This window comes from Bradyrhizobium sp. LMG 9283, from assembly GCF_045571415.1.
Classification (GTDB): Bacteria; Pseudomonadota; Alphaproteobacteria; order Rhizobiales; family Xanthobacteraceae; genus Bradyrhizobium.
The window spans coordinates 6,595,482-6,609,210 of record NZ_CP120691.1; the positions used below are offsets into that span (position 1 = coordinate 6,595,482).

Annotated in this window: 6 protein-coding genes and 1 pseudogene; 3 read left to right on the top strand and 4 right to left on the bottom strand. The window is 58.9% G+C overall.

The window, feature by feature from the left end:
- Window positions 1–171: 171 nt before the first annotated feature.
- Window positions 172–3,987 carry a hypothetical protein gene (locus P6U29_RS31045; RefSeq protein ID WP_407114151.1) on the bottom strand — a complete coding sequence of 1,272 codons (3,816 nt, stop codon included), beginning with the start codon at window positions 3,985–3,987 and terminating at the stop codon, window positions 172–174.
- Window positions 3,988–4,055: 68 nt separating this feature from the next.
- A pseudogene (locus tag P6U29_RS31050) lies at window positions 4,056–4,320 on the bottom strand (P-type conjugative transfer ATPase TrbB); the annotation flags it as partial.
- 484 nt (window positions 4,321–4,804) lie between these two features.
- Here P6U29_RS31050 and P6U29_RS31055 point away from each other — a divergent pair.
- Window positions 4,805–6,619, top strand: coding sequence for a hypothetical protein (locus tag P6U29_RS31055; protein ID WP_407114152.1), 1,815 nt, complete (start codon window positions 4,805–4,807; stop codon window positions 6,617–6,619).
- Window positions 6,606–10,229: an AAA family ATPase gene (locus tag P6U29_RS31060; RefSeq protein ID WP_407114153.1), complete on the top strand. Its 3,624-nt coding sequence runs from the start codon at window positions 6,606–6,608 to the stop codon at window positions 10,227–10,229. Before P6U29_RS31055 ends, P6U29_RS31060 begins: the two co-directional genes overlap by 14 nt.
- Before the next feature lie 464 nt (window positions 10,230–10,693).
- On the opposite strand, the gene P6U29_RS31065 is transcribed toward P6U29_RS31060, so the two are convergent.
- Both P6U29_RS31065 and P6U29_RS31070 read right to left on the bottom strand, forming a co-directional pair.
- Window positions 10,694–11,125: a DUF5615 family PIN-like protein gene (locus tag P6U29_RS31065; protein WP_407114154.1), complete on the bottom strand. Its 432-nt coding sequence runs from the start codon at window positions 11,123–11,125 to the stop codon at window positions 10,694–10,696.
- Window positions 11,109–11,726, bottom strand: coding sequence for a DUF433 domain-containing protein (locus P6U29_RS31070; protein WP_407114155.1), 618 nt, complete (start codon window positions 11,724–11,726; stop codon window positions 11,109–11,111). Before P6U29_RS31070 ends, P6U29_RS31065 begins: the two co-directional genes overlap by 17 nt.
- Window positions 11,727–12,266: 540 nt before the next feature.
- On the opposite strand from P6U29_RS31070, the gene P6U29_RS31075 reads away from it, so the two are divergent.
- A complete protein-coding gene (locus P6U29_RS31075) occupies window positions 12,267–13,580 on the top strand; it encodes a DUF2130 domain-containing protein (protein WP_407114156.1) in 1,314 nt (437 codons plus the stop codon).
- Window positions 13,581–13,729 lie beyond the last annotated feature (149 nt).

Here is a 13,729-nt window from a genome sequence, read left to right on the forward strand (position 1 = left end):
TCGTTGTGATTTCCCTCCTTGTAGAACACCGAACAATTCTCTTATAACAACGCTCGGCTTTTGCGAGCGACTGCCAGCGAGTTTTACGGTCAAGAAGCCCGACGGTCTTTTGAAGTACCAGGCTATAGTCACGCCCTGCCAAGTATCGTTTGGCATCGCAGCTTGATATCCTTACTCGAAGCGCGCGCTGCGTTGTCGGTCTTCTTCCGCTTCCGTGCGGCGCGCATTCTCGATCTGCGTCCTAAGGAGTGCAAGCGAGTCCGACTTTGTTTGTCGGAGTGCGACGTTGTCGCCGACATCGAGTTTCTCCAAAAGCTTGAAACATCCTTCCATCTCCGTCGCCCAAGACCCCCAACCGCTGCTGGGGTAGAGCCGCTTCACGACAAGCGGGAAAATCGCTATTGGGTCGGGTGCGCTCTGCAGAAGCAACGACGTCAACGTTGTCCAATGCAAAGGAGCAGCGTTGTTATCTGTCTTGAAGAGCGATCCAATACCGACGGCGATCGGATAACGCGTGTCTGGGTCGACCTTACACCAGTCAATCAAAGACTCCGGCGGTATCCCGTCCAACGGACTTGCCCGCCGACGTGTGAGCTTTTCAACAAGGCGCAGGGCGACCTTTACCGAAGCATCGTCGCCCGTGAACATTTCATCGAGCGCTGCAACCGGTTGAACAGCGAACAAGGCTCTTATCAAATCGCCATAGTCGTGCGCCCCACGTGTGTAGTCGGCAGAGGCTTCCTTGAGGATACGAATGAGACGCCGAACGATCGGCTCACCCTCGAGGCCGACAAGGCAAGCTCGCGCGAGTGACGCCAGATCATGATCCTCACGCTGAATCTGACGCTTGGTTTTGCCAAGTTCGAACACGGAAAGTGCATGCCGGCCTGCCGCAACGGTTTCGGGCAAGGGCACGCGCGTTGCGGTCTTGTCAGACAAGAGTCGCATCGAGACCATGTGCAGGGCAGAATCCATGCCCCCTTTGTCGCAAAGAGCAATCACCAAATCGCGGAAGGCGCGAGCCGGAAGGGGATCGGATGCCCGCCCCCATGCCAGATGCATGTATCGTTCAATCGGGGAATGGCCCAGCTCAAGGGAACGATGGATTCGGGCGATGCCCTGTTCATCGATCATCACGGACGCCTGCAAATAGGGAAACCAGGGGACCAAGACCGGATTCGTCAACGCGTCGTCCAGCATCTCGTCGACCTCACCGGACTTCTCCTTTTGCAACCCGCTTAGAAATCCACCCATGATAGCCGGATTGGCCTCAGAAATAGCGGCAAGCTGGGTCACGAGTGCGTCCCAAAGGACATGCGGTTCCTCTGCTGCCTGGGCAAGCGCGGCACCCAACGCAAAAAGGCGATTGCCGCTGTTGCCGAGCAATTCTGGCAAAATCTCCTGAAAAGATTCGTTAGCGGCAGCAAGGTCCTTGCCAAGCTGTGCTATGGCGACCGCCGTTCGCTTTTCGGCGGCTTCGTAGTCGTAGGTATCGATGTCGTCCGCATCGTCCAGTTCGTCATAACCAAGACCGCCGCCCTTGGCTTCCAGCACGATCCCGCGCACCTTGGCTGTGAGGTCCTTCGGGCGCAGGAACTCCTCAAGGGCCTTGAGCTTGGCCAATGCCTCCGGGGGGAGTTGTTTCCCGTCGTATGCACGTGTTTGCCGGGCCGCGACCCAGCCGTCCCTCCAGAAGCCATTGCCCGCAAAGGTTCGGGCCAGTCTATCGACTTCGTCGCAAAGCCGCGTGTTGGTCCACAAGCCCCGAAACTCACCGGCGATGGCCCTTTTCACGCTATCGGCAACGGGCAAATCTGAGCACGCTATCGTTTCCGACAGCTTCAAAGCGGAGCCGAACCACTGGGCGATGTCTGCGTCACTCTTTGGGTAATACCCGTGATCCCGCGAGCGGGCCCCGAATTCAAAGAGGTAGCCCGATGAAAAGTGATCCGTCTTGAACATCGCTTCTAGCGCCTCAGCGCCGAGAGCTTGTTGCTTTGGCTCCGGCGAGCGCAGAAGTTTCTCGATGAGAGCTAATCGTTGCTCGACAGTGGCGTGCGTACCCGAAAGGTAGATGTGGCAGAAAGACACGATCACACACCCAGCGTCGCCATCCGCATTGCTGCGCTCGGCTTCGATGGCGTGGAAGCGCATTAGGAGCGTGGTAGCGCGGTCGAAGAATTCCGGATCAAAGGCAAGCGAACGAAGCAGGTTGATGAAATCCTTAGAGCGTTCCAGCGTCGCACCGTCCGCGCCTGCAATCGCGCTTTCAAGTTTCGCAAGAACAAGATCCGGCATTACTGGCGCGACATTGTTGAAAATCGCGTTGCCGAGTTCAGAAAGGTTCAAAACATCGGACAGCAGACCGCCCGGAGCGAGCCACGCTGTCACGATAGCGCGCGCCTCCTTGCTGGTATCGAGATATCCAAGCCGTCGTGAGAATGAGCGAAGCAAGCGTTCCGACTTGCCGTTGATGATCGCGCTCTCAATCCTTTGTGGCGGAATGTTCTGAAGTGCCATCTCGGCGAGCCGGTTGGCGATGGCGTGCGGGAGAACCGCTCGCCAATTGCCGCGCTGCTGAAGCAAGTCCCTGCGCCGTAGCTCGGCAGCGCCCGTATACATTTGGTCGGCCGTCTTACCGATAAGACCGCCGAGGATCGGCAACTCGGCGTTTTCGCCTTCCAGATCATGCCCCTGAAAGGAGTAAACAAGAGCGCAAGCCTGGGCGATGAGTAGCAACGCCTCATCTGGCTCGTGACGTTGATGAAAAAGCCGGCGGAACAGCTCGGCATGCTTTAACCCCGCGATCGTCTCGTCTTTCTCGACCGTGCCGGCGAGCGCTATCGCGATGCGAGCGTTGCCACCAGCGAACTCCGCAATGGTACGGCAATCGACCTGCGACAGTTGCGGGAAGCGGCGCGCTACGAGCTTCTCGATGAGGTCGTTTGACGCAACCTCCAAAGAGAAAACGTCGGTTCCTTCGGGCTGGTCTTCGCGAATGTCATATTCAACGGTGATGACGCTCAGCGTGCTGCCGGGAACACGGACGATCTCGGAAAGCTTCTGATGAAGATCGGGCGGGCAATTATCGATGACAAGGATCATCCGCCGTTGTTCGGCCAGCAAGTCAGCCGCGAGGCCCGGCGGCTGCGGGTCAGGCGTATCAGCTGCGTCAGTGTATGCCGCGAGTGCGGGATCGAGCGCATTGCCTTCAATCTTCGCGTCGAACAACGCTTCCAAAAGGCGGGTTTTGCCCACACCGGACAGACCGACGAGGCGCACGACATTGCCGGGGGTGCGTAGAACGTCCCGAATGCGATTGATACCGTCGACGGCGGATAGCCCGTCGCCTTCGTCCCGGGTCCCGGTCTTTATCCTTGCCGCGTCGTCGGCGAGATAATCCGGGTTATTGGCGTCTGGAGCGTGCGACCAGGCACCGTACGGATGCCATCCCGGGATAGCCTTTCCAATCTTCTTGCGGACCCACGGAATGATACCGGCATGATCGCGCACCCATGTGGCGACACGCCCACGATCAAGGAAGTCCAACGCTAGTTTATCGGCATGGGGCACACCCTGCATCGCTTCAGCCATCGCGTTGCGGCGATCCGTGAGGGCTGAGTCCGACGTTGAACCGTTGGCACTTGCGATGGTGTAGGCACCCGATTCCTCGGCAAGAGCGGCGACGGATGGCCGAATGACACCCTTCGGCTTCATCTCGTCGAGGATCGCACTCCGGGGCATGTCGGATTTCTTGACTTGGTATCCCGTCGAAGGCCTCGGGATGAATCCATCAATGACGGTCACAGACGGAAGCGACACACGAACATCAAGTCCAGCGTCTTTTGCGTTCAGGTTGCCGCCCCACGTAACGGCTGAAACCGGAAGACCCCGGCGGCGCATCTCCGCCTCGCACAGCATGCCAATGAGGCTGCGCAGGTCTTCATCGCTCAGTTCTGCAATATGGTCGCCGGTGATTTCAAACATGCCAATAAGGAATCAGTGCCGCTGGACATGAATATAAAGCAAATCGCCACCTTCGCGTGCGTGCAAGCGATGGCGAAAGCTGGTGCGGCAACGACGGGTGGCAAGAGACCTTCGAAGCGCTCCGCAGTTCCAGACAATTCGGCCGAAACTCGTGGCGCGCCGGCATGTACTTCGGCGCCTATGCGCTATCAGGCGAACGATGCGCTCTCCATCCGCTGCGGATAGGATATCGCCCGCGTCAATCAGGCCATTTGACAACCGGTCGATCCGCAGCCGGTCATCCGGATTATGCATCACCTCGGTGATCGTTTCATCTTTGGGGTGGCTGGAAATCGCAGGACCAAGCGCGTTCGAAGTTGCGGCTGGTTGACAACCGCTCGATTCGGCGGATTTCCCTCAGGCAACCCCGGCTGCAGCTATGTGTTCTGGGATATCCCCTACGAGCGCTGCGTCATCCCCACATCCTCTGCGTGCCAAAGACTGTTGCGCTACAATTTCAATACATGCCCTTAAAGCGACTAAAATATATTATATTACAATGCCTTAACCTATAAGACCATGTGACTAGCCGCTCTGGCGTGGTCTTCCATCTGCTGTTTCACTTCCTAAATGCTGCAAGCCTCTCAGCAAAATAAGGTCGTAGGCAATCAACGCCGCGGCGTTCGCCGCGAACGGGACCAATGTGCAAACCCGTCCAAGGAGCACCCTTGTGTCGGTTTCACTACCTAGCCTATAAGTTGTAGGAGCGGCGGCCACACCTTTCTGGCGGAGCCAATTCTCGTGGTCTAACCCTATCGAAGTTTAAGTTCGTTCCGCCATGATCCACATCTCACGCGTAGACCTGACCGAGCGGGGCATCCTGTTGCCGCATGATCGCGTGGGCATGGTTATCGCCCAACCCCATCTGACATTGACACAGCAGGAGCCGTATAGGACCCCCCTTGCCGGCAAGCTCGAACTCCTGAGGAACCTGACCGCGACACTGGCTGTCTCGCGGGCCGCTCCGCATCACGCCGAGAAATCGCACTTCACGATCTTCCCGGAATACAGCATCCCCGGTCTGGATGGGATCGACCTGATCGACGCGTCGCTCGCGGACCAGCAGTGGCCGACGGGAACTATCGTCATCGGCGGGGTGGATGCGCTCTCGAAGGCCGATTTCGAAAATCTGGCGGGGCGCGCGGGTAGCCACCTCGACACCGAGCATAACGGGCTGGGCAACATCGGCGCCAACGAATGGATCAATTGCGCGATCACCTGGACCAAGGCGGCCGATGGTACGGTCGAGCGCTGGTTGCAGCCCAAGCTTTGGCCGGCTTGGGAAGAGCAGAACATCAGCTACCAGAATATGTACCGGGGCAAGTCGATCTTTTCCTTCAAGGGGGATTTGTCCAATGGCTTGAAGTACCGCTTCTCCTCGCTGATCTGTTTCGACTGGATCGCGACGATCAGTGCCAAGCCCTCGTGGCGATGGGCCATCGATGATCTCGGCATCCAGGCCGGCGAAGGCGAGCTGCCGCTTTCATGGATGTTCGTCATTCAGTACAACCCACGCCCTTCGCATCCTGCATTCATGAACGCGGCAGTATCCTTCTTCGATGGGACGATCGTGCCGAACGTCCAGCGGGATCGGACATGCCTCGTGTTCGCCAACAGCGCGGGCAAGCCTGCCCCTGGGCGATCCGAACTCTACGGCGGCACCAGCGTGGTTTTTTCACCTAAAACTCTATTTCAGGAAACCGCTTCACGGCCGACCGTCGCGAGGGGCGGTCCGCGCTTCAGAGGCAATCCGCTGTTGAATGCCTTCCGCGATGCGTATTTCCGTGAAAAGGGCGCGTGCATTCATTCGTTTGTCCAGATCAATCCCGACTCTGTAACTGCTGGTGCTGCAAACCGTTCGTTCGCGGTCGATAGGCCGTTCGTCTTCCCGCTGGCCGCGGCCGCCGACCCACGCACCCCATCCAACCTGGTCCCGGCCTGCGTCAAATGGATCAACGATGAGCTTGACGATGTTACGAGCCTTAGCGATTTCCAACCTGCGGGCGACCTCGGTGCCCGCGCCGACGCCGCACATGCGACGTCGATTCAGGAATTGCGCGCGCTCTCCGCGCCCTCTTGCGACAAGCTTATACGGTTGGCCACCGCGCGCGACGGTCAGACAAGCGGACGCGGCGCCGCCGAAGTCGACGCCGATGCATGGGACGCCGATGAACGCGACGCCCTCGGTCATGTGGTGCACACGCTCGATCTGCTCGCTATGTGCGGCGAGGCTGCTGCAAGCGATCAGGACACCGGACATGCAACCGTGTCGGTCGATGGAAAGACGCTGGACCTGCTCGCCGTACGGGGCAAGACGCATGACCAATGCCACAAATACGCAAAGGCCAAGTTCACGCCGAATACCCGCCGGCAGACGATCCTCGTCACGCGCGATCGTGACAACTCGCCGCGCAAACGCCGGGCTGGCAGCATCCTTCAAACCACCGCGCCGAAGCTCGGTGAGGAGCGCAAGATCACGGATCCTGAAAGCGCGATCATCCACGTCGATTATCAAGGGTTGTTAGCCGCCTTCATCGATGCGGCCACCGTCGAAGAACTCTCACAAAAAGTAGCTGCCCATGTCGGCGCTTAACGAAGGTCACGCGGAAGCGGTGAAGGCGTGCCTCGGTCAGGTGCCGGGAGGCATCCTGTCGGTGTTGGAGGCAGGAAAAGGTCTCCCGGTCACCGTCCTGCAAACCGAGCGGGTCATCGCCGCGTTTGCCTTTGCAGGTTCCGACCCGCACGCAACATTCGAGGAAACCTACGAGGCGTTCAAGGAGGAGGCCGAGCGATCTAAGGAATGGGATCAACACGATCTGTCCTACGTGCTCTGCATTGCGACAGACACCGACAAGCTCGACCAGCTCGCATCGGACATCGAAACCGACGTCTATTTTTGCCGCAAGTTCGTGGTGCCGCTCACCGAGCATGTCGGGAACGCGCTCGCGCGGCTACCCTTCTTTCCATTGACGCAGCTTGACGGCCCGGCCCTTCGTCCCGCATCAGCCCAAACATTCCTTCAACAGTCTGACGTTCCGAAGACCTTGGCCAGGCAGATCGTCTCTCAGCATGAACGGGGCGCCGAACGAATCGTCGAAGCGTGTCTGGCCAACGAGTATGGAAGCCCGAAAATACCGACACGTGTGGCGACGTTATCCGCAGTTTCCGGCGAGCAGATCAACGCTCCTGTGTTGCTTGAATCCGTTACGATTGAGAATTTCCGGGCATATCGCGCTCCGACGACGTTCGAGATCGGCAGCGAGATCACCGTGCTCTTTGGTCCGAACGGGTTCGGTAAGACCTCGTTCTTCGACGCGATCGACTTCGGTATCACTGGATCGATCGGCCGGCTCAAAATTGCCGACAAGAACCGCTTCAGCAAGGTCGCAGCCCATCTCGACAGCAAGCCGGAAGATGCCCGCGTCGCCTTGACTTATCGATCGGACGGGAAATCGCACACGATCGAAAGGACGGTAGCCGACCCGGCGTATGCGACACTGGATGGGTCGCAGGAAGAGCGAAAGCTGATCCTTAAGCAGCTGACCAAGAGCGGGGAGGCCGTCGCCGAGCGGGTCGACAATCTCATCAGCTTGTTTCGTGCCTCCCATTTGTTCAGCCAGGATAATCAGGCGCTGACGCAGAGTTTCAAGGATCATTGCACTCTGCCGCGCGAGATCGTCTCGCGCATGCTGGCGTTCGAGGATTACGAAAACGCGCTGAAAAAATCCGCCAACATCGTGACGATATTCAAGAACGGCCTCGATGCGCTTTCTTCCGAGATATCGGAAACCACAGCGTCCTTGAAGGCGGACAAATCCGAACTCGACGGGCTTCGTCGTACCATCAAGGATAAGTCGAACATCGGCGCCCTCAATGCCGAGCTGCGCAATTTGCGCGCCGCGTTGAAGGATATCGGCGTCGACGCTGGTTCCGGTCCAGTCGACGCCACGGCGGCGCGTGGCTGGCGCGCAACGCTGGAGGCCCGCATCGCTGAAAGCGATGGCAGGATCGCCCTGCTCTCCGAGATCGCCAAAGAAGTCGGCCGGCTCCCGCCCCTCATCCGGGAAGGGAGAGATCTGCGCGCGCAGATCGGCGCGGGCGACGCCCGCAGGGTGGCTGCCGAGCAGGCGAAGGCGTCCGTCCAGCAGCAACTGGATGCTGTCCACAAGCGCATTGCAGAGATCGCCGCCCAGATCCGTCAAGCTCAATCTACACTCGACAACCTGAAATGGGTGCGCGATCAGCGCCCGGGCTACGCGACCGCGCTCAACTCGCTCAACGCACAAACCGAGCGGCTCAATCGAGCGATCGAGGCGATCGCCGCTGATCGCAACCGGTCAGCAACCGCCGCGGCCGATCTGCAGCAAAAATCCAATCAGCTCGCGACGTCCGTTGAATGGCAGGCTGCGGCGAGAAAGCGTTTCGCCGATCTGGAAGCACTTCGGGCGACCTTGGGCCCGTGGAAGGCGAGTACCGACCGTCTCGCCGAAATCAGGCAGCAGGAAGCGGCCCTGAACGAGACTTTGCAGGAGTTGCGCACAGCAGAGCCAACGCTTCATGCGCAACTGGATTCGAATGCCCCGCAGCAGGCAGCGCTCGAACGGGTGATCGCTGATGCCGATCGCAGCCAGTCCGAGCTTCGACAATTACTTTCCCAGCTGCAAAAACATGTCACAGACAGCAACTGCCCTCTGTGCGGCGTCGATCACGGAAGCCAGGATGAGCTGGTCCGTCACATCCAGGAGCAGATGACGCTCGATAGCGCGGGGACGGCACGCACCGAACTCGCCGGGCTGCGGCAGCGCATCCAGGAAATAACCCGCCAGCTGGCAGGAAATCGTGAGGCCCAAAAGTCCGCTCAAGCGCAATTGAGCCAACTCGCGAACGATCGCATCGCCCGTGATAGCGAGATTAATGTCTGGGTGGACACCGCAAATGGCCTTGGCCTGAATGCATCTGCAGGCTTAACTGAACTGACCCGGCAGATCGCGGTCAATTTCACCGAAGCACGCAAGGAGATCGAAGACAGCAATGCTGCCGTGAAGGCGGCTTCGGATGCCGCCGATGCGGCAAAGGCCGCCCTCGACGCGCTCACCAAGTCGATCGCCCAGCAAGAGTCGGCGAGGACCGCGGTGAATACGGAACTGGAGCGAATTCGCAAGGCGCTCACGACATTGCGTAGCGACCCGCGCTTGAGTGGCGTGACGTTGGATTCGAGCGATGGTGAGTTGAATGAAGCAGAGGAAGATCGCTTGGGGCTGCTCGATGAGCTTCGCCAATCTCATGATACCGCAACACAGGAACAGACGAGGCTGCAGGGACTGCTCGATGCGGAGTCACGTATTATCGCGGAGCTCGCAGGCCAACTCCCGATCCTCCGCAGAAACGCAAACGAGAGCGAGCAAGCACGCGAGGCCATTACTGCGCGGCTTGCCGACGCCGAGTTGCCAGAAGATTCCGACGAGCAGGAATTGATCGGCAAACTGGGTGAAGAGACCCAGGCGTTTGCCCGCCTACGTGCCCTTCACCAGCGTGTCGCAAGTGCCGAAATCGGACTCGATGCCGCGACGACCGCCGCCGCGCTCGCTCGACTTGAAGCAACCATCGCGGCGAAAGAAAAGCTCATCGCCGAGAAGAACGCATCGCGCGACGCGCGCAAGCCCTGGCGGGAATACTTCGCAGCGATTGAGAAAATTCTGTCCGACGAACAGGCTACGGCCATCGCCAACTTCACGCGCCAATACGGCCCGCGGACGTCGGTCATTCAGCGGCGGCTTCGATCGGTCTACGGCTTCGACGACGTCGAAATCATCAACCGCAGGTCCGAGATTTCGGTCACGGTCAAGCGGCATGGTGTCGATCTGCGGCCCGTCGACTATTTCAGTGAGTCCCAGAAGCAAACGCTGCAGCTCGGTCTCTTCCTGACGGCCTGCAGCGGACAAAACTGGTCGTCGTTGGCGCCGGTCTTTCTCGATGATCCTGTCACGCATTTCGACGATCTCAATACCTATGCGCTCCTGGATCTGATCATGGGTCTGCTGAAGTCAGACTTCGGCACCCGCCAATTCATCATCTCGACATGCGACGAGAAATTCTTCCAGCTCGCGCGCCAGAAGTTCAACTATCTGCAGGACACTGTTCGCTTCTACCGCTTCCGCGCCATCGGGGAAGACGGCCCTCTCATCGACCGGATCGGTCCATAAGCTGTGGCGCTACATCAACGATGGCTAGACGTTGAACAGGACGATGCCATCAGTGTTTGCACAGATAGCGCACTGCATCATAGATGTCGCATCAGTCTTACATCGTGGCACCAAAAGCGTCCGTCCATCGCATGCCGGCGAATGGACGACCGAAGCGAAGCGGTGGTGGAAGGATGACACCCGCTTTCGGGGCCGGTGATAGCGACGCCGGAACGGCGGACCCGACAACGAGTGCGGCTGCGCGACCGGTTAAAAAGGCACCCGCACGACGGGCAGTTATAGCGATCGCGGCAAAGCCGCGAGCCCTTCGTGCGAGTGCCTCCGGCGAGCAACACATAATGAGCGCGAGGATCGAAGCAGACAGGCCGAGACCCCCGGGCTCGGTTCACGAGAGCCGGTCCGGCTTTGCCGAACGCGCCCCAGACTTCGTTTGCTGCTTTTTTCAAGGAGGAATGACGCCGCACTTACTCATCCGAATCCGTCGGAAGCGCATAGCGATCGGCTACGATCTCATCGGAGCGAGCCGTCTCCAAGGTCAGTTCTAGAACCATGTTGACGAGATCACCGTCTCTGTCGATTTCATCAAGCGCGGCGTCAAACAGTTCGCGCTGCATATCGAGATCCATTCCCTCTGGGCCGTTGAGGCAAATCAAGCCTGCATGAATGTCAGCTCGCTGATACTGGCCGCGCGTTCCCGGTGCGGATTCTGGCCCACGAAAGTCATAGGCGTTGCGGGTTACAAGAGTCCAATCGCCTTCGAGGGCTATCTTGAGCAGGTCCCAATCCTTGATGCCCTGGCGACCGATCCAGACGACATGAGAGCTTTGGCCATGGCCGCGCTCGCGCGCCATGTGCACTAACTCAGGACTCAGACATTCATCAACGAGAAGCTTCATGCCGCCGTCGCCGAAGGACCTTTCGCGGCGGCGACGTTGCCATAGGGCGCCGCACTTGCCGTGGACGGCCCCGGGGCGGCGTCGCCTTGGCATAGAGGATCGCCAATTCGATTAGTTCTCGTGTCAAGCTCGGATAGGCCTCCTGAAGCCGGCGCATCGGAACGCCCGCGGCAGCGGATGCCGCAACATCATAGACAGGCACGCGCGTGCCCTTGATCACGGGTGTGCCGCCAAGGATTTCCGGATCTTCCGTTACGGCGGTACGAGCACGCGTTAGCTTGTCGTGTTCGGCCAACGTGTCCGCAATGAAGCGATCGAAGTTCAGCGTCAGGAAGTGATGTTCGATCTTCCAATGTGGACGCTTGTGTCGCCAGGTCTTGATCAATCGCACGACGGCCTTCGCGTTCATGTCGCCGCAAAGCGTGTCGATCGCATATTTGCGCTCTTGTGCTGTGAGGGACGGCGCGGCGTCATAGTAGAAACGAATGAGCGCACAAGCTCCGGCCCAAACCCGTCGACTGTCCTCGTTTGTATAGAGATCCTCGGGGAGAATGCGTTCATCGATCAACCGGTTGACGTCGCGCACGTCAACGCCTGCCACGACGGCAGCCTCGGGAGTCGTGAGTAGTTCAGGCTCCGTTGACATGTCGGCACCAATAATCCTTCCGATCCACCGGAACATATAATTTCTACGTTGAAAAACAAGGCCCGCGGGTAAGCTTGGCCGCGGTCACGGCTTTCATTTTCACCTCCGTTCCTATTGAAAGAGCTTGATTCTTTGTTCTCTTTTTGTTCTAGTGCTTTTCTGTGAGCTATGACTGCACGCGATGTACGAGCTATCCGTAGGATTCAGGACGGCACGGAATGCGCGCTTCGACGGGAATCGATCAGACAAAAGTCCCTTTGTCGTTGATGGAGATACGAGCCCGGTCTCCAAATGCCGCCGAAGGCCGCCGAATGTTCGCCCCGAAAATCACGCCCGCATTTGGACAGTTTCGGTGTGGAAAAGCCAAAGCCGGTGCTCGTAACTTTTCGACCGGGGCGTTCAAATCGCGGTACAGCCGCATAACAACCGTGGCGAGTCTCGCCGGATAGCCTTTAAGTCCAGCAGCCTTGGTCTGATCGATGACGGAGACGACTCTTGAGCCTTAGAGCAACCGCAGTCGGCACCGTTCATGAACCCACCCTTCGATGCCCCAACTGCAATCACGAGATCCCGCTAACCGAATCTCTTGCCGCTCCGCTCTTGGCTGAGACCCGGCAACGGTTCCAGGAACAGTTGGCCAGCAAGGATGCCGAGGTTTCGCGCAAGACCGAGGCGCTGCGGTTGGAGCGTGCGCAGCTCGCCAGGGACCGGGAGCAGGTTGAGGAACAGGTTTCGAACCGCCTAGCCGCCGAGCGCGGCCAACTGGTCGCCGCTGAGGCCAAGAAGGCCCGCGAGGCGGCGGCCGCTGACCTCCTCGCCAAGGAAGCCGAGGCCATCGAGCTTCGGAGAAGCTTGGAGGTCAACAACGCCAAGCTTGCGGAGGCGCAGCAACAACAGGCAGAGTTGATGCGTCGGCAGCGCGGCCTAGATGAAGAAAAGCGCGAACTCGATCTGACTGTCGAAAAGCGCGTTCAAGCGTCGATTGATCAAATTCAGATCAAAGCCCGTCAGGAAGCTGATGAAGCTGCTCGGCTGCGCGTCGCGGAAAAAGACCAGACGATTGAGTCGATGGCTCGCACGATCCAGGAGCTGAAGCGCAAAGCTGAGCAAGGCTCTCAGCAGTCACAGGGCGAAGTGCTTGAGCTTGAGCTCGAGGTATTGCTGCGTGGGCGTTTTCCGACCGATCTGGTCGAGCCCGTCGGCAAAGGAGAGCTGGGTGCCGATGTTGTCCAGCAAGTCAATGGTTCGATCGGCCTGGCCGCCGGTATCATCCTTTGGGAGTCCAAACGCACCAAAGCTTGGAGCGATGGATGGTTGGCGAAATTGCGCGACGACCAGCGGCGTTGTGGGGCCGACATTGCCCTTATTATTTCGCAGGCTCTTCCAAAGCACATTGAGCATTTTGATCTAATCGACGGGGTATGGGTCGCTCACCCGCGCTATGCTCTCCCGGTTGCTGTCGCGCTCCGTCAGACCCTTATCGAGGTCAGTGGGTCGCGCCTGGCTCAGCAGGGACAACAGACCAAGATGGAACAGGTTTACCAATATCTAACTGGCATCAAGTTCCGGCAGAGGGTGGAAGCTGTTGTCGAGAAATTCAACGACATGCGCGAGGACCTCGACAAGGAGCGCAAGTTCATGGGCAGACAGTGGGCCAAGCGCGAGATGCAAATCCTGTCCGTGATCGAGTCTACAGTCGGCATGGTCGGCGACCTGCAGGCGATTGCCGGCAAAGCCATGCCAGAGATTCCAAGCCTCGATACGCCGCTACTGGAGAGTTCGGCAGAGATGGAACGGAAGGCTGGATGATGATCTAGGGAGCCGCGAACCGTTCTACTCTGCTTTTGAACGCGCAGGATTTCCTTGGAATGGCGGCCGCAGCATCCTGACGCCGGGGATCGCCGTCAGCCTACTACCAGCAAGCCCAAAGCCGGCTCTCAAACAACGCCGTGCGAGGT

Excerpts from the sequence above, each read along its gene's own strand:
- P6U29_RS31045 (WP_407114151.1), bottom strand. The coding sequence starts at position 3,987 with ATGTTTGAAATCACCGGCGACCATATTGCAGAACTGAGCGATGAAGAC.
- P6U29_RS31065 (WP_407114154.1), bottom strand. The coding sequence starts at position 11,125 with ATGAAGCTTCTCGTTGATGAATGTCTGAGTCCTGAGTTAGTGCACATG.
- P6U29_RS31060 (WP_407114153.1), top strand. The coding sequence starts at position 6,606 with ATGTCGGCGCTTAACGAAGGTCACGCGGAAGCGGTGAAGGCGTGCCTC.
- P6U29_RS31055 (WP_407114152.1), top strand. The coding sequence starts at position 4,805 with ATGATCCACATCTCACGCGTAGACCTGACCGAGCGGGGCATCCTGTTG.